Raw genomic sequence first — 26785 nt, 5'->3', positions numbered from 1 at the left:
ACCATAAATATCCCCACGCTGGCGCGAGCCTTAGACTCGTGTCCTTTTTTCGTCATCTCGACTATGGAGATATTTAGGCACGATGAACCATAGTCTAGAAACTATAAACAACAAACTACTCACCACCAACTACCAACTACAAAGTTTTTCCTTTAAGATAGCGATGCAGCTCCACTTGAGATCGAATATCCTTCTTACCACTTTCGACATAGGCATTATCAAGCTCATTATTTAGAATCCGAGCCTTAACATTATCCTTGAGCTGAATATGCAGCATATCGATCAGCTCCGTTTTTATCTTCTTATTAATAATGCGCACGGCAGCTTCAATACGATGATCCAGATTTCGAGGCATCCAGTCGGCTGATGATATATACACATGTTCCTTGCCGGCCGCGTAGAAATACATCACACGCGCGTGTTCCAAATACTCATCCACGATACTGATCGCTTTGAGCGGCTGTTTGAATTTTTTATCGTTCACCGCACAGTAAATGCCCCGAACGATCAACTCCACCTTGACACCGACCAGCGCTGCTTCATAAAGTTTTCGAATAAGGTGCTTATCGCTCAGCGAGTTTATTTTAACGATGATATGCGCTTTTTTTCCAGCCTTAGCTTCCGCGATTTCCTTATCGATATAGGCGACAATCGCGTTACGCATGCTGGTAGGGCACACCATAAGATTCTTGCAGTTTGCTAAGGTCAACGCCAAATCTACCTTCGGCTTTTTCAGTGCGGCAAAGACTTTGTTGATGTCCGCCATAATAATCCTATTGCTTGTCATCAAGCAATAGTCACCATAAAACTTAGCGGTCTTTTCGTTGATGTTCCCCGTACTCACAAAGCCATATTGTACCGTTTTATTTTCGATACGTTTTTTAATGATACAAAGTTTAGCGTGAACTTTCTTGTCGGGGATACCAAGCAGAACCGTGATACCTTCCATTTCAAAACGTTCTTTCCAGTCGAGGTTATGCTCTTCATCAAATCGAGCGCGCAACTCCAGCATCACGACGACCTCTTTGCCATTACGCGCTGCATTGACCAGGGCATTCGCAATTTTGGAATTCTCCGCCATGCGATAGATCGCGATGTGGATAGACTTTACATCTGGATCCATCGCCGATTCCCGCAGCAGGTCGATCATCGGTACGAAGCTGTGGTACGGAAAAGATAACAGCACATCCTTCTTAATCAAGACATCGCTGATGCGCTGCTTCCCATCAAAATCTGGATGGTAAAAAGGGATGCGTTCCTTTGCCTTTTCCTCTGTTTTAAAGACTTTAGGGAAGTCCATAAAATGTTTGAAATTATGGATTTTCTGTCCCGGAATGATACTATCTTTCTTCGACAGGTTCAGCTTTTTTATTAAAAATTCTACCAATGAGGAGTCCATTTCCTTGTCGAAGACAAAACGCGTAGGCTTACCTTTGCGTCGGTTTTTGACGCCTTTGGTTATCTTTTCCACCAACGTGGTATTGATGTCGTTGTCTATATCAAACTCCGCATCTTTGGTAATCTTAAAGGCATGTGCCTCGAAGGTGTCAAACCCAAAGAAGGAGAAGATATAAGGAAGGTTAAACTTAATGATGTCCTCTAAGAGGATGACATGCTTTTCGCCTTTTGGCGCTGGCAGTAAAATAAAGCGACCGTTGCCCTGTGTCGGAACCTCGATCAACGCATACTTCGTTTCATATTCCCAATCTCTTTTGCGCATCGCAATCCCTAAGTACAAACTTTTATCACGCAGGTAGGGAATGGGACGCATATCGTCCAACATCAGTGGGATTACGTTGGACTCTACTTCGTCTTCGTAGTAATGCTTTACAAAACGTTGTTGTTGTGGGTTCAGGTCGGCAAAGGATTTTATATATACCTTTTGCTTAGCCATCTCGACTTGAACCTCGCGCCATGTTTCATCAAACTTATCCTGCTGTTTGATAATACGTTCATATAATTCATCCAATATACTCTGTGGCGTTTCGTAGAAAATCTCTTTTGCTTCTTTTTGGTTAAAGGCTAATGCACGCTTTAGGCCGGCTACACGCACCCTGAAAAACTCGTCCATATTGTTGGAGAAAATTCCCAAAAACTTGATGCGTTCGGATAAAGGAACCGTATTATCTGCTGCCTCCTGTAATACGCGTCCGTTAAAACTTAACCAACTAATATCGCGGGGAATAAATTTCTTGATCATCTTTTTCTTTGCCACTTTCTTGAATGCTAAAAATATTGAAGTAAAGTTTCTTAAATATAAACAAATTGTAAACAAGATGTTAATAAACATTCCCAAAACATTTGCTTAATTTATAACAAGTAAAGGCCGTGAATCGTTTGTGGAGGGGAATGGATAGGGATATTGCTCCTAAGCGGATTAAACGGAACTCTCACCAGTATTTTATACCTTTGCACCATGTCAACAGGATTAATTTCATCAGATACTATTGTTGCACTGGCGACTTCGCCGGGCGTAAATGGTGCTATCGCTGTGATCCGTCTTTCGGGTGCAGAGGCTATTCATATTACCAACCGTGTGTTTAAAGGCAAGAATCTACTGGAGCAGCCGTCGCACACGATTCATTTTGGTACGATTCGCGATGGCGATGATATTATTGATGAGGTATTGGTGTCCTTGTTTGTTGGTCCGAATTCTTACACGAAGGAGCATGTCGTAGAGATATCGACGCACAACTCGGCCTATATTATCGAGCGCGTTATTCACTTGCTGATGAAGCAGGGGGCACGTGCCGCGAAACCGGGGGAATTTACACTTCGTGCTTTCTTAAATGGCGGACTGGATCTGTCGCAAGCGGAAGCGGTGGCGGATTTAATTGCTTCGAATTCGGCGGCGTCTCATCAGGTGGCCATGCAACAGATGCGTGGTGGTTTCTCCAATCAGCTGAAAAAGCTGCGTGAGGATCTAGTGCATTTTGCTTCGCTTATTGAGCTGGAACTGGACTTCTCGGAGGAGGATGTGGAGTTCGCCAATCGCGATCAGCTGCGGTCGTTGATTACTAATATCTATCAGGTAATCCGTAAGTTGATTGCTTCGTTTGAGCAGGGTAATGTGTTGAAGAATGGGGTGCCGGTGGTGATTGCCGGTAAGCCGAATGTGGGTAAGTCGACTTTACTGAATGCGCTCTTAAATGAGGAGCGAGCGATTGTTTCTGAGATTGCGGGAACAACGCGGGATACGATTGAGGATGAGATTAATATCCACGGGATAACGTTCCGCTTTATTGATACAGCGGGTATCCGGGAGACAGCAGATATTATTGAGGCTAAAGGGGTGGAGCGTACCCGCGAGAAGATGAGGCAGGCGCGCCTGATTGTTTATTTGTTTGACCCGACTCAGGATAGTGTGGAGGATGTGCAGACGCAGATTGCGGAGGTGCAGCATTTGAATATTCCTTTTGTGACGATCGTGAATAAGAGTGACCTGATTACGGCGGAACAGCGTTTGGCTTTTGATGTTTTGAAGCCGTTGTATATTTCGGCAAAGCAGCAGGAGGGGATCGATGATTTGAAGGATGAGTTGTTGAACCAGGTGAATCTGGCGAATGTGAATCACGATGATGTCATGGTAACGAATATCCGACATGTGGAGGCGTTGCAACATACGCAGGAGGCGCTGGAGAAGGTGCTTTACGGCTTGGATAATCCGGTAACATCGGATTTCTTGGCTATGGATATCCGTCAGTCGCTTCACCACTTGGGTGAAATTACTGGGACGGTGACGACGGATGATCTCTTGGAGAATATTTTCTCGAAGTTTTGTATTGGGAAGTAGTCTCTTCCCATAGAAAAACCAACTTTAGTTCGTTTTTATCAAACATCTAAATAAACAGCTGGGCTACGATAATCTTGATTTATATGATTATCATAGCCCAGCTACTTTTATCTTCAACCCAACAGCTAGTTTGGTTTTATGCTCGCCTTAAACTGACCATCGGTAAGGACAACCTTGCCTATCGTATTTAGGCCTTCTACTCGGATTAATGTGCCTGTAAAAGAACCTTGTACCTGGCCATTATCAATCTTAGTTATTTTCAAATCAAAGGCATCATCAGTAGAAACCGTTCCTCGTGTTGCCGCAGCGTTTAGCTGTCCATTACTACTGCTAGCAGTATGAGCAGAAAGGATGGTGTAGCCCGACGCATCATCTAAACTATATTGACCTGCAGGTACACGTGTTTTTTCAGACATAACGGTAACTGTGACCGATTCTTTCCCACTGTTCATGCCATAAATACTCAGATAGTTCCCACCATCCACCCAACGAGCTTCTACAATAGGGAATATTTTCTCAGTACCGTCTACTTTTACTTTAAAGTAGTTCTCCTGCACTTCACCGTTCGCATCATCATCTTTGCTACATCCGGTATAAAGGAAAGTTAGGAGGCTTAAGAATAGCCCCAGTGTAAGTGTTCTTTTCATCGTTGTTCTATTGATTGTTCGTTGTGCCATTATCTTGCTAAAACTGTGCCGATTATAAAATAGTCTCTTATCTCCTCAAGGTCTTTGGCTGTCATGATCTAGCACACGATATTAGTGTACATCTATAATTATAGTGTAAGAGAAAGGAAGTATAGGCTTATGAGCCGCTTAAGGCTAACATTTTTAATACATTATAAAATCCTCAAAGAAAATCAGTAATATTACCTATATAAAACCACTTCCATTATGCGTAAATATCTCATTCTACTTTGTCTGCTTTCCTATGCGCTTTACCCATCGGCAGAAACATTAAAAGCCAATCAAATTGAAATTCAAAAAGAAAAAGTATCCTATGCTTACATCCGGATAGAAGGAAAATTCTTGTCCAAAAAATTAAAAGTAAATGTCGACTTAGGTGATTCCGAAAAACAATTGGAAGACGGAATGAAGTTATCGCAGATTCTCACCAATACAAGATCATATGCGGCCGTATTAAACTACATGGCGGAGATTGGATATGAGCTCGTAAATACGCTAGACCTAACCAAAAACTCCGATGGGACAGGAGGAACATCAGGTATCGTATACGTCATGAAGAAAACGGAGCCAAGTGACATGAAATGATATCGCTCACAGAACCTCAATTTTACCATTTCGTTGTGTGTATTTTTAAGTAGCGGTTATCTTCAGCAAATCTCTTTAGGTTTACCAGTATCTTTTGAAATATAGATAACACATCCGGTTTTCATATTGCTCCATCGGATGGCTATAACTTTCCTGTTTAACAAACAAAGTAATCGTAGTAAATCCTGATAACTACATTTTTTAGATAGGATAGCGCCCCTTGGCAGGAAGATTGCACTATCATCATTATTCCCTATGTGGATAAATGATTGGAAAAGGAAAAAAGGTTCAGAGAAAATGATACATAAACAAAGGACAGGCTATAATTATCTCACACATACACTAATAGGTATCTTTTTATGTGTTGGTGTACTAGGCTACGCACAGGAAAAAGAAAAGAAGCAAGCAGAAAAACCACAAACTACTGAAAGAGTAGATCAAGTCAGGCCATCCGTTATGGATTCTATCGAAGTCGTTCGTGACTACCGTCCGATGCTGGCTGATGCGGTAAAGATACGTCGAAGTCCGGATATGAAGCTCGACCGGGAAGCACTTGAGAAGGAACTTCGGCAGGTTGCTGTGGGCGTGTATTTTGCAGAAAACGCATTCAAAGAACCCTATCACAGCCCATTGCCGGAAAGATACCCTAACGCCCTACGCAGTAATATCGATAACAACAGAATTGGCATTTTGGCCTATCGCGCTGGCGAATATGAACGAGGAACTTCTATCCTCAAGAAAGTAGAGCCAGCGGACGCTTTCTATCAGAGCTCGATCATTGCTTTGGGCTATATTTTCTTAAAAACAGGCGATATGCAAAGTGCATGTAATTCATTTTCTAAAGCATCAAAGATGAATTATGACCGGGATTTGAAAATGGATGCCCTGTTCAACTACGCCAAAACCTTGTATAGCTTGGACTCGGTACAAGTAGCCTTGAAATCACTTCAAGAATATTTCGCCCTAAAATATGTCAAACTTGATGCTGATGTGAAAAGTACGGAGACTACGGAGACGCAACTGGCGAAGGTTCTTTCGGGGTTCAGCAATTTTCAGGCTCCTGTATATTTATTTGAATCATTCAAAAATAGGGATCGCAAAGCCGATATTACTTACCAAAAGATTACCTATTATCGGGGTATGGAGTTCTATAACGAACGCGCTTTCGAAAACAGCATATCCATGTTTATGCGATCGGAGAGGTTTCAGTTCGATGCCGAAATGGCAGCGTTGGCTACCTATTGGAAAGCAGAAGCTATGTATGAAGTGCGCAAGTACGGCGAGGCGGTGGAAAACTTCGCTAACTTCCTACGTTTGCCCGCCGCACGAAACACCACGGTCTACAATTATGCGAACTATGCCTTGGCCTATGCGGCTTTCCGTAACCGTAAATATAGTGTGGCCGCCGAGTATTTTGAACGTTTTTTAACAACGAAGGACAGTTCGTCGGATGAAGCGGTACGCTATGATGTAATAGCTCGTTTAGGCGATTCGTATCTGTCTATGCGCAACTATGATCGTGCCAAGGACTACTACAACATCCTTATTAAGAACAACGCTCCGACACAAGATTATGCCTTGTTCCAACAGGCTATTATTCAGGGGTTGCAGGGCGACAATGAAGCGAAACTGAGTACGTTACGATCCATTGTTAAAAAATACCCGAGTTCGAACTATGCCGATGACGTAGCGTTTGAGATTCCCTACGTGTATTTCACAAAAGGGGAGTACGAGGCTGCCATCGAGGGGCTACAAAAGATGGTCGAAACATATCCGCGCAGCAGCTATATTCCGAGGGCGTTAGTGACAATCGGACTGGTGCAATATAATAAAGATGACACCGAAGCAGCCATCGCTACATTCAAGAAGGTGGTGAAGGAATATCCGACGACCGATGAGGCCGCCCAGGCGATTGGTTCTATTGAAAATATCTACCTCGACAAAGGTGATGCTACGGGTTATATCCAGTATGCCACCAGCAGTAATGTTATGAAGCTGAGTGCTGCAGATCAAGATAACCTGGCATTTAAGATGGGCCGTACCTTGTTTTCCAGAGCGCAGTACGGTCCAGCTGTGGAAGCAATCAATGCCTATTTTGATAAATTTCCGAAACCAAGGAATGAGAAGCATGCGCGCTACATCCGAGGGGTGAGTTTATACCATACCGGGCAGCCGGAAAAAGCACTACATGACCTAAATATTATCCTGAACGATTGGACAAGTCCGTATACAGAGAGTACACTGATGACCGTTGCTGCCTTGTACTTGAGTTTGAAGCAATACAATGAGGCAATTGTGCATCTCAAAAAATTAGAGCTCAATGCTGATTATAAAAATAACTATGGTTACGCCGTTACGAATCTGATGATTTGTTATTTTGAAATTGGTGATATGGAGCAGATGAATAAGTATGCAAATCTGGTGAAGAACTATCCACGCGCATCTGACGAGGAAATTGCAACGGTACACCTGTATAGAGCAAAGGCAATGCAGAAGCAAGGCAATGCGAAGTCTGCCATGGACGAACTGAATTTGGCCGCACTCAAAAGCAAAGCGTCAGTCAGTGCTGAGGCAAGGTACCGTGTGGCTCTGTTGCAGTATGAAAATAAAGAGTACAACAAAGCGCAACAGTCTGCCTTTGATGTAATTGAGAATATGAGTACGCATGATTATTGGGTCGCTAAGAGCTTCATCCTGCTGGCGGATGTGTATGCGCGTAAGGGGGATATTCGTCAGGCGAAGAGTACATTAGAGAGCGTGATCGGGAATTACGAAGAGGATGATGATGTTATACCTTCAGCCAAAGAGCGACTAAAGAAATTGAAGTGATAATAGGCGCCTACCAGCCCATACTTCCCGAAAAAAACAACGTATCGCCGTTACGCTTTGTAGCATCCCCACATGCAATAGGGGCAATGCTTGGAGACTTTGGCGTGTCGTGTGAAGACAATGCGACAAAGCCTAAGGACTTAGGTTTAAAGAAGACCGGAATACGACGTATTGTGCCTGCGTGATGACACAGACGACGGCTTTGTGAACAAAGAAGACACGAATGTATGCAAATCCTACAGACTTTGATGCAACACCAACCATCAATACACGAAAGAGTCCTGACATCGACGTAAAGTCTACTGTGCATGCTCCAAAGAGGAGTGGGGGGACCTGTTAATACTGCGCGCGACTACGGCGCGGATTAGAAATGCCGCAAAGTGTTCCCGCAATGCTACAAAGTGTGTACGCGATGGAGCAATTGAATACGTCGATGCTATGAAGACGTCCGGCGCTGCCTTACCGATATCCTTTTTTATTTTAAATATTCTGCTACATCTTTAAGCTCGTATTTAGGGCTTCGCTTCATGAATTCGGTAAGAAAAGCCGTATGTGTGGCGCCCAGGATAACAAGAACGCGGTCCTCTTTTGTTAGTGGCACCTGATTGAGATTGGAAAACATACGGAGGTTTCTTCTGTAGAATTTGCTTGCTTCATCAGCCCCCTCAAAGTTACCTTGGGTACTGTTGTATGTTAGAATATCGGCATTGATATTGATGAAATTCTCTAACGACTCTTTTTTGTTGAAAAACTTTAGTTTGTTCAAGATTGATAGTTTTTCAAGCTGCGCAAACTCCTTCAATAGGCTTTCCGTATAATGCTTTGAAGTTAGGCTATCTACTTGATTTTCCAGCTCTCTTCCAATATTGTAATTGTAAGCCGCGGTTTCTTGTTCGTCAATTCCGTAAATTCTTTTTACGCCTGCCAATTTACCGGCCTCGTAAGCAAGTAGAGCGATTTCACCACCAAATTTGACCTTATAATTGTTGTCTTTTAGGAAGTTGTTGTAATCAATGTTCAATTCATCATTCTTTCCAGGTAGCACTTCTACACAGATTACTGTTGGTTTAAATTCAGCCAACATTTTCGCGATTTCAAATGTCTCTTGTTTGCTCTTGTTATCTTTTTGGTCAAATTTTACTGCATGTGCATCTGGGGTATACGACATGTGAAAAGTAGCAAAATTTAAGACTTCGATTTTTTGTGCAAAAAGGTGTCCTGATATTAATAGGCCCAAGGCTAGTAGTATACTCTTCATTTATTTTGTTGTTTTCGATTGTCGCACCTGTTTATCCAGGTGCGCATTACGGCGGCTCAAATATCTATAATTTCTCGATAATTTCGAGTGAAAAAACTAAACCCCTTGATCTCTTGTTTACGCTACTATTTTTAAGCAACCGGTACATTTTCCCGAATTCTAGACCAAAACGACCAAATCCTAATTCTCGTTTTCGTATATCGTAAGAATTGGTCATTTTAGTCCCTGTAAACTTTAATATGAAAAGATATCTACAGGCTTTATGGCTACTGCTTTGCGCTTTATCATCAACGGCACAAAACTCAATGGGAGAAGACTACTATTGGGGAAACAATTTTCATTTCGAAGCGGTAAATACGGATCAGCGGATGATGGTGAGACAACCTGCTAGCTATGCATGTGGCGATTCCGCACTGTATCGAATATTTGATTCGTTCGATAATTCAACCTTCTTACCGGGGAAGAGTTTAAACATCGTACCCAAGAGTTCCATCATGTTGGGCATTAAGTTACATCCGAAATTGAAAAACTACTTTTCGGCGGAGGTGCAAAATTTCTCCAAAAAATATAACAGCTATCTTATCCCAGACTCTTCCGATGCAACGCTTGTAGCAATGGGAATCAATGAGTCTAATATTCACGACTATAGATATCGTGTTGTTGAAAATGACAGTATTGAACGGGTTAAATGGTCACCTATACCAAAACTAGAACAAAAATATGGCGCGAAGAAACCTTACGGCGCGATCGGTACTTTTAACTACCCGGGAAAGCAGATTTTGGTAGAGGTAGCGCACAAAGATAAACTCCATATTCGTGATGGTTACATCATGGACTGGAGACAGCGTTACAAGCCCGAGCTGAAACAGATTATTGTTCACGGTACGAGTAAGTATGGCTATTATAATCTCCGTTACGATTCCTTAAACAATGGCTTTGTTAGCAAATTTGATCCTGCAACAGGCGTGCCATTAGATTGGAAATTCCCGAAGGATAGTGTGACCGAGTTTTCTCTAGAATTTAATAACCACGAGACTACGCCATATTCGATTTATCTGATCAAAACAATTGCAGGAAAGACGGATACTACACGCATCGAATGGTGGCTTCAAGAAACAAAATATAGTGTCGCTGAGGAACATCTCGCACAAGTCGGAAAATATGAGTTAATTATTCAGCAAACCGGTAAGTTCGGTAAGTTCCCCGATGCAGAAATCCTACGGATACCATATGAAGTCCTCGAACCTAAGGTATTGGAAAAGCAATATGCACTCAACAAGATATTGCCTTATGTGTTAGGATCATTGGTTATTCTTGGGCTTGGTTTTTTCCTATATCGGAGTCAAACCAGGCGTCGGATACGAAAATTGGAAGATCAGAAACAACGGGTGGCCGTACAGCTGAAGGGTATTCAGGTGCAACTGAATCCTCACTTTATGTTTAATGCGATAAATTCCATACAGAACTTGATACAAAAACATCAGGTGGACGATGCCAATCATTACTTAAACCGTTTTGCCTCCCTGACGCGCGCCGCATTGGAATTTGCTGAACAGGAGATGATTAGTTTGTCGGATGAAATAAAGCTCTTGGATGATTACCTGCAAATGGAACAGTTACGCTACGGTTTTCACTATGAGATCGAGAATACAATAGTGGCACATCCGGATTTGATTGAAATTCCTACCATGATGCTACAGCCATTTGTTGAAAATGCAATCAAACATGGTATTGCTGACCTGTACGAGAAAGGGAAAATCAGTGTGCGCTTTGCCAATAATCAAGGTAACCTTTCTATAGAGATTAAGGATAATGGAAAAGGTTTTAATGTGAACGAACTCGACTCCGCAGCAGGCTACGGTATGCGCCTAAGCAAAGAGCGAGTCGTATTGCTGAATAAAGCATATCCTGAAAATAGCTTTGCGCTAAAGATCTCTTCCGATGGGAATGGAACAAGCGTACAAATACAAGTAGATAACTGGATCCAATAATCGCTTACCCTATGATGACCTCTATCATTGTTGACGACGAGTTGAATAATATCGAAGTACTGCAACAGTACCTTCAGGAACACCTGCCGGAAGTTCAGGTGCTGGCGCATGCCCAGTCGGTGGACGAAGCTAAAAAACTGATACAAAATCATCAGCCAGATCTCCTTTTTCTGGATATTCAAATGCCGAACAAAAATGGATTTGACCTCCTTAAAGAGTTGCCACATATAGATTTTGAAGTGATATTTATTACAGCATTTGATCAATACGGTATTCAAGCAATTAAATTTTCCGCTTTGGATTATCTGTTGAAACCGTTGGATGTGACGGAACTTATTCAGGCAGTACATAAGGCGGAACGCCGCATCATGTCGAAAAAGTATAATAAGGGAATTGATAATCTACTGGAAAATATCAAACAAACAGCGTCGGTTGATGATCCGCGGATTGCATTACCGACGCTCCAGGAAACACACTATGTTAATATCTCAAAAATCGTCCGTTGTCAAGCAGAAGATAATTATACCCATATCTGGTTAGATAGTGGTGCGCCTATTTTGGTAAGTAAAACCCTTAAGGTGTTTGTCGAGTTGCTCAGTCCACATCATTTTATTCGTACGCATCAGTCTCATTTGGTCAATAAAAAATACATCAAAAGTTTTCTGAAAGAAGATGGAGGAGCGCTTTTGATGCTGGATAATACCCGAGTTCCAATTTCTCGACAACGAAAAGAATTCGTGAAAAAATATTTAAACAATTAATTATGAGAATTATTGCTTTTATTTTAAATGTGCTGCTATGCACTTCTCTTTTTGCACAGCAGCTGGATGGACCTTACACAGATCCGAGCTTTGTCTTTCATGGAAAGCAGGCTGTCATCCGAGGGAAAATTCTTCACGCTACTGCCGAAGAGTTACAGCAGTTGAGTATTAATTATACAACGGTGAATCCAACAGAACCTACACAGACGCCACATACTGTCAAACCACAGAAAGATGGTACGTTTGAGATCCGTTTGCTGGATAAAACACCATATCGCCAGATCTGGTTTAAATTTGATAAATATGCGTATACCTGCCTATACAGCCATGAAGAACTGATCTTGACCTTCGATATGGAAAAACTTAAGAAAGCGTCGGTGTACTTAACAGGGGAGGGCTTGTCTTTCGCGGGGAAAGATGGTAAGCTAAATCAGACGATGAATGATTATATAGTTTATGACAAGAAACACAATTCTGATTTTTATAAGAAGATTGATGCAATTGAGGGGGATCAGGTTAATTATCTATCCAAATTGGATTCCTTGTATAAAATTCAGCGACGTGTTGATCAGGACTTTTTGGCTACAGCCGGTGGACAGTTTGCTCCTTTTATCACAAGTGAGACAGATCTGCAGTACATGGAAAGTAAGCTTCTGTACTTTTATAGGAAGGGGGAACGCCTGGCCGACTTACAAGATCTTTTAGTTCCGGCCTACGCGGTCTCCAATAATTCTACGGCTTATTTTCGCTGGTTGCAGAACTATGCCATACGGTTTTATCAGGATCCGCAGAAACAACGTGGAGACAACAAAGCTGCGTTAATTACTCTGGATTCGGTTTTGCCGCAGCCGTATGCAGATTTGGCTAAAGCGATGATGGACGATAAGGATTTAAAGGAACAAAATAACATTTATGGTCTTGTGATTCCTACGATGTCGACCGTTTGGGTTAAAGATTATTTACAAATGCAAGAACAAGAAATAGGAGATAAGCTCGCCAAATTAGAGGAACTAAAAAAACGTTCGACCATGCCTTTGGGGGCATCTACTTTTGGAGAGCCTAAGATGAAAACGACCTTTGATGCGTCCCTTTATTTAAATAAGTACGAAACAGCGGAAGATCTGCTGGTGAATTTAAAATCGCAGTATAAAGATCAATTAGTGATCATCGATATCTGGGGGACATGGTGTGCCCCATGTTTAGCGCAGATGCCTTACAGCAAAACGCTGCATGAGCAGGTTAAAAAGGACAGTTTGGATGTGAAGTTTGTGTATTTGTGTACGGAAGGCGGATCGAGTGAGGAAAAATGGACGAATAAAGTGTTGGAGCTCCAGCAGCCTGGGACGCATATTTTCGTGCAACAGCCAATAATAGATGAGTTGTTCAAGATGTTTAATCGATCTGGATATCCAACATATGTCGCTATAAAGCCTAGTGGTGAGATAGATACGAAAGCGATTTCGTGGATACATAATGTTAACGTGGATAAACTTAAGGCATTGATGCAGTAAAGGAATGGTTATCCTAATTCTTGCGTACATAAAATAGATCCTGTATGCTGATTCTTGTATATGGGACGCATAGACTAGGATTCGAAATTAAGAATGGAATGGTAACAGCTGGGCATGTGTTGTTGGTCGGGATAAGGCTACTGCACGATTATGCCCAGCTTTTTAAAAAGGTCTACTTTATAGCGTGCACCTATCGGGATATCGACCACAGTTCCTTTCATCTTGATTGTGTTTCCTTTGACTTGATCTGCAAAATCTAAGTTCACAATAAAGGACTTATGGACGCGGATAAATTGGGGCGCATCAAGTAGAGACTCTTCTAAATTCATTAGTTTTTGCCAAACATAGTATACCTTTTCTTTGGTAAAGATGTATGCATAGTCTTTATCACCCTTTATATAATGGATTTCGTCGTATACGGTGATGTATCGGGAATTTTTTTCTTTTATGATCATGTAATTCCGAGACATTGCATTGGCTTTTAGGGAGTCTAAGAAAAAATGTGCTTTGTTGATCGTTTTAATCAGCCGGTCAATATCGACAGGTTTAAGGATATAATCGAATATATTCAGTTCGTAACCTTCAACCGCATATTTTGCATCGGCAGTCACAAAAACGAACAAAGGGGGATTTTGTAAACTTTTAAAAAAGCTAATCCCATCAATCTCGGGTATTTGGATATCGCAGAAGACCAAATGTATCTCTTCTGAATTGATTGTTCGTAAAGCATCAAATGCATTGCTGTATACGCCCATGATTTTCACACCATGGATTTTTCCCAAATCCGATGCTAATTTTTCTTTCGCTAATTTTTCATTGTCAACTATAATGCATTTAATCATCGTATAATGGTGGTTTTTTCCATGTCTTTTAGGTATTTCTTATGTTTCTTTTTTCATGTGGAGGTGTTAGAATAGTGTGTTAAAAGGTGTATTGTGAACTTTAATTTAGCTTATAATTTCGGTTAAACAAAATATTTCAAAATATAAATCTGTTTTTATCTGTATTTTCTGTTTGTAAATTTGCCTACGACCCTTCTGTTACTGCCTTTTCCTGATGTAGAAAATATGATGACTCTTGACCGATGGAATTCCGTGTATTAGTGAAAATAATATCGTGGGAACTGCCACATCACTACACACTTAATATTAACTTAATACTGTATCATTTACTTTGTGTTAATTAATAAGTCGTTGTATGTTTCGAGTTTTTTGTTTTTGTTGCTTGGTCATTGTCGGGAATTTGGTTTACGGTCAAGCGGAGGAGTTGGCAAAGCTGCAAGCGCTAGCTTCACAACAACCGGATACGGCGTTGCGTTCCTTGCGGGAGCTGTACACGAAATCTAAGAAGGAAGATCATCCATTGTTGGAAGGCGAATATTTACAGGCTATGGGCGAGATCTGCTTCCATCAAGGGCACTATCAGCAAGCAATGGAGTTTTACTTCGAAGCAGAAAAAGCATTTGAGAAAGCTGGGAATACAGATTTCTTAGCCGAGAATTATGGTAAGATGGGTACGCTTTATTTTTACAATAAACAACAAGATAAAGCACAGCAGCTATTCGCTAAGGCCTTGACATTGTATCAAAAAAATAAAAACGAAGAAGGGGAGGCACGCATTTTAGGAAGTATAGGGCAGGTCTATGAAAAGCGACAGCTTTATGATAGTGCTTTCTATTACCAGAAGATGGCCTTAGGTAAATTTCAGCACAGCAATAATAAGACAGGCGCTGCCAAGATATATGAAAATTTGGGGAGCATTTACGAGGACTTGGAGCGCTATGATGATGCTTTGGAGCACTTTAATCAGTCTTTGAATCTCTATCGTGCAGATAAAAATGAAATCGGGACAATTGAGGTGATTAACAACTTAGGCGATATTTTACGTAAGACAGGACAATATACGGCTAGTATTGCAAAGACAAAAGAAGCTTTATTGTTGGCGGAAAAGACGAAGAATACATACCAGAAGGCATCGGCCACGAAAGATTTAGGGAAAACATATGGTCTGATGCAGCAACTGGATAGCGCGTATCATTATGCAGAACTTAGTCGAACCTATAGCCTGGAAGTTTATTCACAGGATGTCTTGAAGCAAACGTCGTTTCTTCAGGTTCTGTATGATATGAATAAGCAATCCGATGAGATTGTGCGACTGCATGGAATTCGCAAGGTAAATCGTGTCATGATAATTGCATCGGCTGTCGGGGCTTTTCTTCTTATAGGGTTGATTTTGGTTATTGTCAGTAGACAACGTCTTAAGATTCGGGATCAAAAAAACACAGCAGAAAAGCAAAAAGCGGAGCATGCTCTGGTGCAAGTACAGTTAGAAAAGAAGGTGTTGGAGGAGGAACTATTAAAGGAGCAGTTGGTGGTGAAAGGACGAGAACTATCCACGCACACCTTAAACCTGATAAAAAATAAACAGTTTTTGGAGCAGTTGCGGATAGATCTTCTTGCCATGGTTAAAGACGAGCGGCGTGATCAAAAGAAACAAATCCAACAGTTGGTTCAGGAGATCGATAATTCCTTTGGTGAAGAACAACATTGGAAGGAATTTGCACAGGCTTTTGAGCAAGTTCATCAGCAGTTTTTTGAAAAGCTGAAGAGCCATAGTGCAGACCTAACAGCAGCTGATCTACGCTTAATTGCACTTATGAAAATGAATTTAAACTCGGCGGAGATCGCCGTAATGCTCGGAATATCGACCGATAGCCTGCGGGTTGCTCGCTACCGCTTACGCAAGAAGCTCCAAATGGAGCAAGGCGATAACCTAACCTTTTTTATTCAGTCGCTTTAATTGTTACCGAGGCAGGCACTTTGACTAAGCTGCATACGCTAGTCAGGTTCACTGTCACAAAGCTTGACAAGCTTGCTAGCGCGAGCCTTCGGCTCGTGTTTACCTTCAAAACATTACCAAATACCAGCGAGCTCTTCAGTCTAGGCATGACAGACTCGACGATTAGCTATTCGAACAAACTAACGACTTAACATTAGCTTAATGTAATGATGATGTAACGGTAATGGCGTTTTTGTGATATCGTAAATATTTTATTTTCAGTTGTTTGTGTGTTTTTGTTGCTGGTTTGGTTACGCTGTTTGTAACGCTGTTGCCTTCCTGTAACGGCAAAAATTCTTCCACTTTCAAATGTTTTTTCACTTTTGTTTCGTCGTTTAAATAGACCATTATTCGTAAAAGCAATGAAGAAATTATTTGCAATTTTAATCCCATTATTTTTTTGTGCAAGCCTGGCGCATGCGACAAAAATAAAAGGTAAGGTTTTCGATAAACTAAGCGGTGAGGCTCTGGTTGGAGCAACCATAGTTTTAGAGAAAAGTGGTAAATCCGCAAGCACAGGCCTGGATGGATCGTTCGAGATCAAAGGCCTGTCCGCAGGGAAAGAAACGGTACAGGTTTCCTACCTAAATTATGAAAGTATCGTGCAAGAGGTTGAGGTGTTGAAGGAAGATACACCGCCATTAGCTTTCTACCTGCTCTCGAAATCTATTCAATTGATGGAGGTATCCATTAAAAGTAAAGGAGCTGGATCGAGTGACGGAGAAGCCCGTCGGATCGAGCAGAATGCTTCGCAGGTGATGAACATTATTTCGGGCAAAGCCATTGAGCTATCCCCCGACTTAACAGTAGCCAATGTTATGCAACGTGTATCGGGTGTTTCTTTAGAACGAAACAGCAACGGGGATGGACAATATGCTATTCTCCGCGGTATGGATAAGCGCTACAATTATACCCTTGTCAATGGCGTAAAGCTACCCTCTCCCGATAACAAATATCGTTATATCCCGCTGGACATCTTTCCTTCGGATTTACTTGAACGATTAGAGGTATACAAAAGCTTGACTCCCAATATGGAGGGAGATGCCATTGGCGGAGCTGTGAATATGATCATGAAAAATGCGCCCGAAAAACTGCAAATCAATGCTAATTTATCGACCGGATATAACCAGTTGTTCTTTGATCATAAATTTACGTCCTTTAATAACAGCGGGATACAATCCAAATCGCCTTATGAACTGAACGGACGTGATTACAAAGCTACGCAGGCAGATTTTAGCAAAGGAACATTAGACTATACAAGCAAGCATCCTGCTCCCAATATTTTGAGTAGTCTATCGATCGGTCAACGCTTCCTTCAGAATAAATTAGGGGTTATCGTTGCCGGAAGTTATCAAAATACATTCCGCGGTAGTACGAGTGCTTTCTATAACAATGCTGTTAATGGAACTGACGCCTATGCCGTCATTACCAATAAAGTAGAACGTCAATATTCCGAACAACAAAAGCGGCTAGGACTACACTCCAAAGTAGATTACGTATTGGATAAGAACAATAAGTTCAGTTTCTACAATATGTATGTGAATTTGGTCAACGAACAAGTTCGCGAAGCCATCACGACGACATACAACAGTGAGTACAAACCTGAAATAGGGAAAGCAGAATTGGTGTATCAAACACGGAGCCGCAAGACAGACCAAAAAATATACAATGGGACGTTGCAAGGTACCCACAGTTTGTTGGACGATAAATTCAGTATTCGTTGGGCAGCGGTATATTCATCGGCGCTGAACGATGTCCCACAGAATACCCAAATAAGTTTAAACGGACTGGAAGAAAACTACCAACGCCGCAGAACGACCTTGGTCAATACTGCGCCAGTCAGCTACCGTTGGGAACGCAATACCGATGATGATAAAGCGGCATATTGGGATTTAAAATATAAGTTTGATGTTCGCGATGCCAAGTTAGAGCTTTCTACTGGAGGTGTGTACCGCGATAAGCAACGCAGCAGTTTTTACAACAATTACACATTAGCCCCGTCAGAATCCGATATCGGTAAAGTATATGGCGTAGATTACCAGAACTATACCGAATTAAACCTCCGTGTAACCAATCCGACAGGAGCCGTAAGCAATCCGTTAACCTACGATGCGAGCGAAAAGACGACGGCGGTCTATGCGATGTTCAATTACCAGGCGGAACGTATACAAGCCATCGGAGGTGCGCGGATGGAACATAATAATCAAGGCTATAATTTATTGTTTCCGGCAGGAGAGAATGCGCCGGTTGGGAGTCAGGTCCACACGGATATCTTGCCGAGTTTAACGCTTAAGTATTTGTTCGATAGTAAGTCGCAATTACATGCCTCGTACGCAAAATCATTGAATCGCCCTGGTTTCTATGAACTGGTGCCAAGTAAGGTGGTCAACGAAGAATATCAAGAACGCGGAAATCCGAACTTGAAACGTGCGTTGGCCGATAATTTTGATTTACGCTATGAGCTCTTTCCTGGTGCATCGGAGCAATTTTTAGTGGGTGTGTTCTACAAAAAAATCAAAAATCCGATTGAGTATACCTTTCAGGCTGATGCCACACGCGGACAAGATATTTACTACAGCCCCGGTAATTTCGGTAATGCAAAAAACTATGGTGCTGAAATCGATTATATCAAATACATCAATAAGTTTGGGGTAAAAGCCAACTATACCTATACACATTCGCGGATTACAACACCCAAGACACAACGTCGCATAAACCCGGAGTCGGGCGATATCGAGCCTATTTTGGTCGATCAAACGCGTCCTTTATTTGGACAGTCGGAACATATTGCTAACCTAGCCTTGTTGTTTAAGGATACCAAGACGGGGTGGGATGCACAGGTAGCGGGCGCATATACCGGCCCCCGCATCAATACGGTATCGCAGTTCCTCAACAATGATCTTTGGCAAAAGGGATTTATCCAAATGGATTTTTCAGCGGAGAAGCGTTTCAGTCATGGCTTGACGGTGTTTGTGAAGGCCAATAATATATTGAATACTCCGATGAAGTTATTTATTAAAGGAACGAACCCAGAGAATGAGAAGATTGCAGAAAACTTGGTTTCTAATGGACAAACATTGATTCGTAGCGACTATTACGGTCAGAGTTATTTGGTCGGTCTTCGCTATAAATTAAATTAATTCTTTGCGTACACATGCATAAATGATAAAGAGAAAAAAGATGAAAAAATATATCAAACTAGCGGCTATTTTCACTGTGATCCTCGGTTTTTCCAGCTGCGAAAAAGCAAATATCGATGTAGACACCCGTCCCTTAGATGGATCTGCCACGGGAGAGGTTTCGGGCGTATGGGCCAAAGGAAGTACGCAGGTTGTCAAAGGAGATATTGTGATTCCAGAAGGACAATCCCTCACGATCGAGGAAGGGGTAACTATTGTGATGGACACTGTAGCAAAGCCCGAAATCATTGTAAAGGGCAATCTATACGCTTTCGGTACCGCTGAAAACCCGATAAAGTTTACAGTGTCTGAGCCGTATCGAACGGAAGCGAATAAATTCGGTAAACTTTGGGGAGGCATCCTAGCCGCGCCATCGTGTAAGGAGTTGGTATTGGACTATACCATTTTGGAATATGGTGGCAGTACGACTTCTGACGCCTCTACTTCCGTGAAAATGGGACTTTACAAGAATAAACCAGGTGAAAATCTACCCGCTATTTGGTTCTCGAATGTGAGCGGCAAGCTAATCGTGCAGCATACTATTTTCCGTCATTTCCAGGAAGATTGTACCTATATCGATGGTGGAAAGATTATTTTCTCGAACAACGAATTCTATACCAACGGTGTTACAGGAGGGGATGCGATGAATTTCAAGTCTGGTTCCCTCGCCGATATCGCATATAATGTCGTTTATAGCATGAACTCCAATGCGTTAAAGCTATCTAACACCGGAGACCGCACGCCGCAAGCGTATATTATTGCGTATAACAATACGATGGTAAATACGGGTTGGAGACGCCCGACAGCTAAGGGAGGCTCCGTTTGGGTCGAAGCCACCGTGCGTGCCGATCTGTATAACAACTTGTTTGCGAATACGCGTTTTGGTATTAAGCGCGACCCGAAGAAACCGGAAGATGCACGTTCGGTATATAGCAACAATTGGTATTACGGTTTTGACCAAACGACAGTGGACCAATTTCAACCAGGAAAGAATGATGTGGTGGGCGGAAAGAATGATGTCATCAGTACTAAAGCAGGGGATAATGATCCCAAGTTTGTTAATTATCCGCTGAATACACCCATGAATTTACCGGATTATAATAAAGGATGGGATTTTCATCTACAAGGAAATTCACCGGCCTTAACAAAAGGAACTACAAATTTTAAACGTCACTTTAAGGAAGGTTTGGTTCTCGAAAATGGAACGCGTTATAGCTCTCCAGAACCTGCATTGTATGTTGGTGCATATGGCGTGAAGTTATAATATAATAGAGATAAAAAGGAACACAAAATAAAACGATGAACAAATTACAAAAGTTAAATTTGGCTGTGCTCGCCCTAACGCTGATGAGCCAGTCTGCTTGTCGGCAGCCTGCACAACAACAGGCGCAGACAAAGGTGGGGGATAGCACGCAGGTAGAGGTGCAACCAGCAATTATTACGGAGCCTGTGCAGTTTGATTCGGATGATCCTGCGATATGGATTAATAAAGCAGATCCATCAAAGAGCTTGGTCCTGGGGACGGATAAGGATGAAAATGGAGCACTTTATGTTTTTGATCTACAGGGGAAGATCGTGCACGATAAAGTGGTGCGTAACCTCAAGCGTCCCAATAATGTAGATCTCGCTTATGGGTTGATGTTGAACGGTAAACCAACGGATATTGCGATTACCACGGAACGCTTTACGCACAAACTACGTGTCTTTTCTTTGCCTGATATGAAACCGGTGGATAACGGAGGGATCCCCGTATTTGAAGGGGAAACAGGACAGGATTACCGGGACCTGATGGGCGTTGCAATATATACCGCGCCGACGGGTAAGATGTATGCTATCGTGGGACGCAAGAATGGCCCTAAGGATGGATATCTGTGGCAATATGCGTTGGAGGATAATGGCAAAGGACAGGTAAAAGCGACTTTAGTACGTAAATTTGGTGAATATTCGGGCAAGAAGGAGATCGAAGCAATTGCGGTGGATAACGAGCTGGGTTATATTTATTATTCGGATGAGCAGACGGGGGTTCGTCAGTATCACGCGGATCCGGAAAAAGGGAATAAGCAATTGGCTCTTTTCGCAACAACAGGTTTTGCCGAAGATCATGAAGGCATATCGATCTATAAACTGACAGATAGCACGGGGTATATTTTGGTTTCAGATCAAGGAGCGAATCGTTTTCAGGTGTTTAGTCGGGAAGGCACAAAAGAGGATCCATATGCACATAAACTGTTGAAAACGGTGCCTGTAGCGGCCCGTCAAAGTGACGGCTCGGATGTCGTTAATGTGTCGCTTAATGATACGTTTAAAAAAGGGTTGTTCGTAGCGATGAGCGATGATAAGACTTTTCATTTCTACCGCTGGGAAGATATCGCAGGTAAAGAGTTGCGGGTGAAGAAATAGACTTTTAATTTAAATATATAGGTTTCCTGTACATCAGTGGAACAGCGGTGTGGTAACTTGATCGGCATATAGACATCATTTGTTTATAATAAGATAAGGTTGCCACATTGTTTTTTGTAGCGCGATCTCTAGCGGATGTGTATTTTCTTATTCCATTGAAGGGAATTAATTCAAAAAATCGTATAATTACAGGAAATGAAATACACATTAGCCTTTTTTGCATTGACTTTCTTGTTGAGCTGTGCCCGCGAGAAAGAACAAAAACTAGAATCCCTGGATAAAAAATCTGCCCGAGAAGTTACCTTAACCACCGTAGAAAAGGGCGATTCGGTACTACATATTACCAAGCAGAATATATGGTATAATGGCGAACGACTAGCTGAAAAAGCAGATACTATTATCACCGAGGCAAAGCCGAAGACTTGGAATGCGGCGGATACAAATTCTTTACGTAAAGTACCAATCTTTGTAACCGTCCAGTAACCATGAGAAAGAAAGCTTCAAAAAATATACAGTTGGTCTTGATTACGTCGGTATTGGCCTCGTGTGGACAGCCTGCACAACAAGCTAAAGACACGGATAAGCAACGAGTTTTTATGCGAGCAGACTCTACTGCCGCTTATACCGAGGTGACGGACAATTACAATAATTCATCAAACCGATCCGGTGGATCTGGTGGGATGGGAACATCGCTACTTTGGTTTATGGCCTTTCGCCATATGGGAGGTGTGCTAGGCTACGCCAACAACAGCATTCATCCCAGCTCTGTTTCAGGGACGAATGCCCGGAAAGCGGATGCCTATAAGGCGCAACGCGGAGGTTTTGGAAATACCGCTAATAGCAACTCTTCAGTAGGCGCTTAATGAAGATTAATACATTACGTATCGACCCTAACTGGCAAAACCGGTTAGAAGAAATCGGCTTTGGCTATCATACACTTGGTGGGGTACCGTTTTGGGTGGATGATCGCTATTACGAAATTACCAGTCGCGAAGCGGATCTCATCTATAAAGCAACAGCAGAATTGTGGGATATGTGCCTTCAAGCTGTGGAATATGTCATTAAAAACAAGCAGTATGCATCGTTTCATATTCCGGCCTATATGTACCACCATATCGAAAACTCATGGGAAAATGATGATCCATCAATATATGGGCGCTTCGACTTCGCTTATGATGTGGAACGAGGGGAGCTGAAAATGTTAGAATTTAATGCAGATACCCCGACTTCGCTTTTTGAGACAGGAATCGTTCAGTGGTATTGGAAAAAGCATTATTTTTCAGAGGGGACAGATCAGTTTAACAGCATCCATGAGCAACTGATTGCCAGTTGGACACAGCTGAAGCCTTACCTCAAAGGCGAAATTTTGCACTTTGCATGCGTAAAGGAGTCGCTTGAAGACCTGACAAACCTTGAATACTTACGGGATACGGCGATACAGGCAGGGTTGGCGACCAAGCTAATCTATGTAGATGATATTGGTTGGAATGGACATTCTTTTGTGGATATGGAAGGAGAGCCCATTCAATCGGTTTTTAAATTGTATCCTTGGGAGTGGATGGTGCGTGAAGATTTTGGTGTACATATCGTTAACGATGCTTTACGCGCGCAGTGGATTGAACCATCGTGGAAAATGTTGTTATCCAATAAAGCGATTCTTCCTATTCTTTGGGAGCTATTTCCAAACCATCCTCATTTGTTGGCAGCATACTTTGAGGAACCTGATTTCCTTAAACATTTTGTAAAAAAACCAATCTTATCACGAGAAGGTGCAAATGTAGAAATGTATTATGATAAGCAGATGATCTATGCAACGGAAGGTGAGTATGGGGAAGAAGGGTACATTTATCAGGAACTAGCTACTTTGCATCGGGAAGATTCGGGCTTTTCTATTATCGGAAGCTGGCTGATCGGTCAGGAACCTTGTGGGATTTCCTTTCGTGAATCTGATATGCCGATTACAACAGACAAAAGCCGGTTTATTCCGCATATCATAAAATATTAGGGGTGTTAAAACACCCCTAAATTATACTGTTTTGCAAGATCTAGGATCATGCGATACCCGACTACGGAGTTACCATGACTATCTAGGGGCGCACTAAAAACACCAATTCCTCCTTGCTGCGGAACGCTTACCACAATACCACCCCCGACGCCTGATTTACTTGGCAAACCTACAGTCCGTGCGTATTCACCACTAAATTCATACATGCCAGCAATCAACATTTGTGATTGGATCAGTTTTGACATTTCTGCATCCTTGTATCGTTTGTCTCCATCAAAACGAATGCATTGGTGTGCAAAGAAATAACCGATCTTAGCCAGATCTTCGGCAGTTAGCTCGATGGAGCATTGACGAAAGTAATTATCCAATTGCTCTTCGCCTCCCGATATCAATCCGGCATTCTTCATGATATGGAACATCCCTCGGTTGCGGTGTCCGGTTTCTTTTTCAGACTCGTACACAATCCTGCTATAATCTAAGGTCGGGTTGTTCGTGATGTATCGAACCATGTCTAATATCTTGTCAAAAGGAAGTTGTCCGCTACCTGAGATGAGTGATGTCGTCAGGATAGCGCCAGCATTCATCATCGGATTCAATGGTTTACCCATCGTTTCCAGGTTAGCGAAATGATTGAACGGTTTGTCGGTACCATAGTACCCCATCTTTTCGAATACCGTTTTTTCACCGTTTTCCATGACGGCTAACATCAAAGCGATCGTTTTAGAGATGCTCTGCATGGTGAATTTTTTGTTGATGTCCCCGACGCTATGGATCTTGCCTTTCTCATCGACCACCGCCAAAGCCAAAGCTTTTGGATCCATCTTTCCCAATTCTGGAATATAATCTGCGACCTTACCGCTTTCGTAGTAGCTTCGATTTTTCTCCATAATCGTTGTCAGGTCACGTGTTGAGATTTCTTTGAACGACTTGGATTGCTGCGCATAAAGCGAGCCCCCAACTAAAAGGAAGGCTGCTATCATGGTGCTTTTTGAGCGATATACTTTGTTCATCTTGTATGACTGCATATGTTAGGATGCGAAGTAAATATTTAATACAGGGATTACTCGTATTTTTCTTTAATTTACTCCTTCTATTTTTATACTTGAACAATGATACGAATTATAGGTCTATTTTTAGTGTTTCTTGGCGGCTTGGTGAGTACCGCCCAGGCTAGAACAACACTAAAAGTTCTACAGATCAATATATGGCAAGAAGGAACAGTTGTTCCCGGTGGATTCTCCGCGATAGCGGATGAAATTATCGCTAAAAAGCCAGACGCTGTTTTATTCAGTGAGGTGCGCAATTATGTAGGAACTGATTTTATCCAACGAATCCGGGCAGAACTGAAATCTCGTGGGGTAAGCTATTATGGTGAATCAAGTGAGGCGGCCTTGGATGTTGGCTTTATTTCGATTTATCCCATTATCCAACAGGAATCGCTTTATACAAAGGAAAATAAAGTGGGCAATGTATTAAAGAGTAAGATTGAGGTGGGTGGACGCACCTTTGCTTTTTATTCGTTGCACCTTGATTACACCAATTATGCCTGTTACCTTCCGCGAGGATACGATGGCGTGACCTGGAAAAAGATGGAACAGCCCATAACGGATGCTTTTGCGATCAGTACGGCCAACAGAAAAGGGAAGCGCGATGAGGCGATCCGTGACGTTATTACAGATATCAATAAAGAAGATCAATCGCAGTCTTTTATTGTGGGAGGCGATTTTAATGAACCTTCACATTTGGATTGGACAGATAAGACCAAACATCTTTTCGATCATGGTGGTGCAGTTGTGCCGTGGGATTGCTCCGTACTTTTACAGGAAGCCGGCTTTGCGGATAGCTTCCGTGTAAAGTATCCCAATCCTGTGAGTCATCCGGGCTTTACTTTTCCTTCCTTCAATAAGGATGTTCCGTTAAATAAATTGACGTGGGCGCCGACCGCTGATGAGCGCGACCGGATTGATTATGTGTATTTTAAAAGTAAAAAACCTATGAAAGTCGCAGATGTTCGGATCGTAGGGCCGGTGGAAACAGTGAAGAACGGCCAATTACAAGGCCGGGATAGCCGCGATAAATTTTTAGTGCCTGAGAATGTGTGGCCAACGGACCACAAAGCATTACTGGTTACTTTTGTATTTTAGCGGTAGAAATAAGAAATGGACTTTCAATTTAAAAATAGTTTTTCGATGGAGAAGAGACTACTTCCTACTGCGGGATTAATTGTTGTGCAGGATCATAAGCTACTTTTGGCATACAGTAAGAATAAAAAAGCTTGGTATCTGCCTGGTGGAAAGATTGATGCGGGGGAGGATTCGGTAACATCCTTACAGCGAGAGATACAAGAAGAACTAAATATTCAGTTGGACATTGATCGGATAACGTTCTACTGTCATATTACAGCGCCAGCCTATGGCGAAGCGTCCCATATTATTATGGAGCAAGATTGCTTTATGTATGAGATGACCGAGGATATTCAACCCAGCAATGAAATCGAAGCGGTTAAATTCTTTGATCTCGCTACTTATCAGTTGGAAGAAGCGCAAGTGGTCGGCGTTATAGCCGTGTTTGAAAAGCTAGCTGCTGATAGCCTCTTGTAAGGATAGGTTTCGCTGTTTTCTACAAGCATGTGATTTGAGTTTTTCGTCTAGTTTTGTTATCTTATGAAATGAGATACAATGATTTATCAATTTTCAATATACTACGCAAAACTATGAATGATGAAGATGCACGCTTAGTGATTACTTATATACAAGATACTATCGAAGTAGAAACCTTAAAGACAGTAGAACGCAAAATCGAAAATTTAGCTTCGAAAGTAGACCTGGCAAATACCAAAGCTGAAATTATTAAATGGATGTTTATTTTCTGGGTCGCCCAGTTTGGCGCCATGTTCGGAATTTTCTATTTTTTTCTCGGTAAATAGACTTCCCCCTTCCTTCCTTTTCT

General features: G+C 42.1%; 21 protein-coding genes. 16 read left to right on the top strand and 5 right to left on the bottom strand.

Features of this window, described 5'->3' with window-relative positions; translation table 11 throughout:
• Positions 1 to 136 precede the first annotated feature (136 nt).
• Positions 137 to 2200, bottom strand: a complete 2064-nt coding sequence (gene ppk1 / locus E2P86_RS13525; RefSeq protein WP_206367972.1) for a polyphosphate kinase 1 — start codon at positions 2198 to 2200, stop codon at positions 137 to 139.
• A gap of 216 nt (positions 2201 to 2416) precedes the next feature.
• Here ppk1 and mnmE point away from each other — a divergent pair, with 216 nt between their 5' ends.
• On the top strand, positions 2417 to 3793 hold the full coding sequence (gene mnmE, locus E2P86_RS13520; protein ID WP_134433530.1) for a tRNA uridine-5-carboxymethylaminomethyl(34) synthesis GTPase MnmE: 1377 nt from the start codon (positions 2417 to 2419) through the stop codon (positions 3791 to 3793).
• A gap of 125 nt (positions 3794 to 3918) precedes the next feature.
• Here the strand turns inward: mnmE and E2P86_RS13515 are convergent, their stop codons facing one another.
• The gene (locus tag E2P86_RS13515; protein ID WP_134433529.1) at positions 3919 to 4440 is read right to left on the bottom strand and encodes a hypothetical protein; all 522 of its coding nucleotides are present in this window, start codon (positions 4438 to 4440) and stop codon (positions 3919 to 3921) included.
• Between the two features lie 246 nt (positions 4441 to 4686).
• Here E2P86_RS13515 and E2P86_RS13510 point away from each other — a divergent pair, with 246 nt between their 5' ends.
• Positions 4687 to 5064, top strand: coding sequence for a hypothetical protein (locus E2P86_RS13510; protein WP_134433528.1), 378 nt, complete (start codon positions 4687 to 4689; stop codon positions 5062 to 5064).
• Positions 5065 to 5361: 297 nt separating this feature from the next.
• On the top strand, positions 5362 to 7893 hold the full coding sequence (locus E2P86_RS13505) for a tetratricopeptide repeat protein (protein ID WP_134433527.1): 2532 nt from the start codon (positions 5362 to 5364) through the stop codon (positions 7891 to 7893).
• A gap of 475 nt (positions 7894 to 8368) precedes the next feature.
• On the opposite strand, the gene E2P86_RS13500 is transcribed toward E2P86_RS13505, so the two are convergent.
• Positions 8369 to 9151 carry a DUF5694 domain-containing protein gene (locus tag E2P86_RS13500; protein ID WP_134433526.1) on the bottom strand — a complete coding sequence of 261 codons (783 nt, stop codon included), beginning with the start codon at positions 9149 to 9151 and terminating at the stop codon, positions 8369 to 8371.
• A 239-nt stretch (positions 9152 to 9390) separates the two neighbouring features.
• Here E2P86_RS13500 and E2P86_RS13495 point away from each other — a divergent pair, with 239 nt between their 5' ends.
• Genes E2P86_RS13495 through E2P86_RS13485 form a run of 3 tightly spaced genes read left to right on the top strand, consistent with a single transcriptional unit; the run spans position 9391 to position 13414 of the window.
• The gene (locus tag E2P86_RS13495; protein WP_134433525.1) at positions 9391 to 11142 is read left to right on the top strand and encodes a sensor histidine kinase; all 1752 of its coding nucleotides are present in this window, start codon (positions 9391 to 9393) and stop codon (positions 11140 to 11142) included.
• 11 nt (positions 11143 to 11153) lie between these two features.
• Positions 11154 to 11903 (top strand): LytR/AlgR family response regulator transcription factor, encoded by a 750-nt coding sequence (locus tag E2P86_RS13490; protein ID WP_317128134.1) that lies wholly within the window; start codon positions 11154 to 11156, stop codon positions 11901 to 11903.
• 2 nt (positions 11904 to 11905) lie between these two features.
• Positions 11906 to 13414 (top strand): TlpA family protein disulfide reductase, encoded by a 1509-nt coding sequence (locus tag E2P86_RS13485; RefSeq protein ID WP_134433524.1) that lies wholly within the window; start codon positions 11906 to 11908, stop codon positions 13412 to 13414.
• Between the two features lie 137 nt (positions 13415 to 13551).
• Here the strand turns inward: E2P86_RS13485 and E2P86_RS13480 are convergent, their stop codons facing one another.
• The gene (locus E2P86_RS13480; protein WP_134433523.1) at positions 13552 to 14256 is read right to left on the bottom strand and encodes a LytR/AlgR family response regulator transcription factor; all 705 of its coding nucleotides are present in this window, start codon (positions 14254 to 14256) and stop codon (positions 13552 to 13554) included.
• Between the two features lie 355 nt (positions 14257 to 14611).
• Here E2P86_RS13480 and E2P86_RS13475 point away from each other — a divergent pair, with 355 nt between their 5' ends.
• The 7 genes from E2P86_RS13475 to E2P86_RS13445 all read left to right on the top strand — a co-directional run bounded on the left by E2P86_RS13475 (position 14612) and on the right by E2P86_RS13445 (position 23836).
• Complete coding sequence (locus tag E2P86_RS13475) at positions 14612 to 16213, top strand: tetratricopeptide repeat protein (protein WP_134433522.1); 1602 nt, start codon at positions 14612 to 14614, stop codon at positions 16211 to 16213.
• A 401-nt stretch (positions 16214 to 16614) separates the two neighbouring features.
• Complete coding sequence (locus E2P86_RS13470) at positions 16615 to 19392, top strand: TonB-dependent receptor (RefSeq protein ID WP_134433521.1); 2778 nt, start codon at positions 16615 to 16617, stop codon at positions 19390 to 19392.
• Between the two features lie 40 nt (positions 19393 to 19432).
• A complete protein-coding gene (locus tag E2P86_RS13465) occupies positions 19433 to 20695 on the top strand; it encodes a right-handed parallel beta-helix repeat-containing protein (RefSeq protein WP_085471079.1) in 1263 nt (420 codons plus the stop codon).
• A gap of 35 nt (positions 20696 to 20730) precedes the next feature.
• On the top strand, positions 20731 to 21831 hold the full coding sequence (locus E2P86_RS13460; protein WP_134433520.1) for a phytase: 1101 nt from the start codon (positions 20731 to 20733) through the stop codon (positions 21829 to 21831).
• Positions 21832 to 22026: 195 nt separating this feature from the next.
• Complete coding sequence (locus tag E2P86_RS13455) at positions 22027 to 22314, top strand: hypothetical protein (protein ID WP_085471081.1); 288 nt, start codon at positions 22027 to 22029, stop codon at positions 22312 to 22314.
• Between the two features lie 2 nt (positions 22315 to 22316).
• A complete protein-coding gene (locus E2P86_RS13450) occupies positions 22317 to 22694 on the top strand; it encodes a hypothetical protein (RefSeq protein WP_085471082.1) in 378 nt (125 codons plus the stop codon).
• Positions 22694 to 23836 carry a glutathionylspermidine synthase family protein gene (locus tag E2P86_RS13445; RefSeq protein WP_134433519.1) on the top strand — a complete coding sequence of 381 codons (1143 nt, stop codon included), beginning with the start codon at positions 22694 to 22696 and terminating at the stop codon, positions 23834 to 23836. The genes E2P86_RS13450 and E2P86_RS13445 overlap by 1 nt, the downstream gene beginning before the upstream one ends.
• A gap of 5 nt (positions 23837 to 23841) precedes the next feature.
• On the opposite strand, the gene glsA is transcribed toward E2P86_RS13445, so the two are convergent.
• Positions 23842 to 24846, bottom strand: coding sequence for a glutaminase A (gene glsA, locus E2P86_RS13440; protein WP_134433518.1), 1005 nt, complete (start codon positions 24844 to 24846; stop codon positions 23842 to 23844).
• Between the two features lie 99 nt (positions 24847 to 24945).
• On the opposite strand from glsA, the gene E2P86_RS13435 reads away from it, so the two are divergent.
• From E2P86_RS13435 to E2P86_RS13425, 3 genes are all read left to right on the top strand, one after another.
• Positions 24946 to 25980, top strand: a complete 1035-nt coding sequence (locus tag E2P86_RS13435; RefSeq protein ID WP_134433517.1) for an endonuclease/exonuclease/phosphatase family protein — start codon at positions 24946 to 24948, stop codon at positions 25978 to 25980.
• Positions 25981 to 26025: 45 nt separating this feature from the next.
• Positions 26026 to 26436 (top strand): NUDIX hydrolase, encoded by a 411-nt coding sequence (locus tag E2P86_RS13430; protein ID WP_206367971.1) that lies wholly within the window; start codon positions 26026 to 26028, stop codon positions 26434 to 26436.
• Between the two features lie 113 nt (positions 26437 to 26549).
• Positions 26550 to 26762: a hypothetical protein gene (locus tag E2P86_RS13425; RefSeq protein ID WP_134433515.1), complete on the top strand. Its 213-nt coding sequence runs from the start codon at positions 26550 to 26552 to the stop codon at positions 26760 to 26762.
• Positions 26763 to 26785 lie beyond the last annotated feature (23 nt).

This window comes from Sphingobacterium psychroaquaticum (assembly GCF_004421025.1).
Lineage (GTDB): Bacteria > Bacteroidota > Bacteroidia > Sphingobacteriales > Sphingobacteriaceae > Sphingobacterium > Sphingobacterium psychroaquaticum.
Note: the sequence above shows the minus strand (reverse complement) of the source record. Positions and strands in the feature narration are given on the sequence as shown.

Bases quoted from the DNA above. Each gene is read 5' to 3' on its own strand.
- E2P86_RS13430 (WP_206367971.1), top strand. From the start codon at position 26,026: ATGGAGAAGAGACTACTTCCTACTGCGGGATTAATTGTTGTGCAGGAT.
- E2P86_RS13510 (WP_134433528.1), top strand. From the start codon at position 4,687: ATGCGTAAATATCTCATTCTACTTTGTCTGCTTTCCTATGCGCTTTAC.
- E2P86_RS13495 (WP_134433525.1), top strand. From the start codon at position 9,391: ATGAAAAGATATCTACAGGCTTTATGGCTACTGCTTTGCGCTTTATCA.
- E2P86_RS13485 (WP_134433524.1), top strand. From the start codon at position 11,906: ATGAGAATTATTGCTTTTATTTTAAATGTGCTGCTATGCACTTCTCTT.
- E2P86_RS13455 (WP_085471081.1), top strand. From the start codon at position 22,027: ATGAAATACACATTAGCCTTTTTTGCATTGACTTTCTTGTTGAGCTGT.
- E2P86_RS13470 (WP_134433521.1), top strand. From the start codon at position 16,615: ATGAAGAAATTATTTGCAATTTTAATCCCATTATTTTTTTGTGCAAGC.
- E2P86_RS13475 (WP_134433522.1), top strand. From the start codon at position 14,612: ATGTTTCGAGTTTTTTGTTTTTGTTGCTTGGTCATTGTCGGGAATTTG.
- E2P86_RS13465 (WP_085471079.1), top strand. From the start codon at position 19,433: ATGAAAAAATATATCAAACTAGCGGCTATTTTCACTGTGATCCTCGGT.
- E2P86_RS13515 (WP_134433529.1), bottom strand. From the start codon at position 4,440: ATGAAAAGAACACTTACACTGGGGCTATTCTTAAGCCTCCTAACTTTC.
- E2P86_RS13505 (WP_134433527.1), top strand. From the start codon at position 5,362: ATGATACATAAACAAAGGACAGGCTATAATTATCTCACACATACACTA.
- E2P86_RS13460 (WP_134433520.1), top strand. From the start codon at position 20,731: ATGAACAAATTACAAAAGTTAAATTTGGCTGTGCTCGCCCTAACGCTG.
- E2P86_RS13425 (WP_134433515.1), top strand. From the start codon at position 26,550: ATGAATGATGAAGATGCACGCTTAGTGATTACTTATATACAAGATACT.
- E2P86_RS13450 (WP_085471082.1), top strand. From the start codon at position 22,317: ATGAGAAAGAAAGCTTCAAAAAATATACAGTTGGTCTTGATTACGTCG.
- ppk1 (WP_206367972.1), bottom strand. From the start codon at position 2,200: ATGATCAAGAAATTTATTCCCCGCGATATTAGTTGGTTAAGTTTTAAC.
- E2P86_RS13435 (WP_134433517.1), top strand. From the start codon at position 24,946: ATGATACGAATTATAGGTCTATTTTTAGTGTTTCTTGGCGGCTTGGTG.
- mnmE (WP_134433530.1), top strand. From the start codon at position 2,417: ATGTCAACAGGATTAATTTCATCAGATACTATTGTTGCACTGGCGACT.
- E2P86_RS13480 (WP_134433523.1), bottom strand. From the start codon at position 14,256: ATGATTAAATGCATTATAGTTGACAATGAAAAATTAGCGAAAGAAAAA.
- E2P86_RS13490 (WP_317128134.1), top strand. From the start codon at position 11,154: ATGATGACCTCTATCATTGTTGACGACGAGTTGAATAATATCGAAGTA.
- E2P86_RS13500 (WP_134433526.1), bottom strand. From the start codon at position 9,151: ATGAAGAGTATACTACTAGCCTTGGGCCTATTAATATCAGGACACCTT.
- E2P86_RS13445 (WP_134433519.1), top strand. From the start codon at position 22,694: ATGAAGATTAATACATTACGTATCGACCCTAACTGGCAAAACCGGTTA.
- glsA (WP_134433518.1), bottom strand. From the start codon at position 24,846: ATGAACAAAGTATATCGCTCAAAAAGCACCATGATAGCAGCCTTCCTT.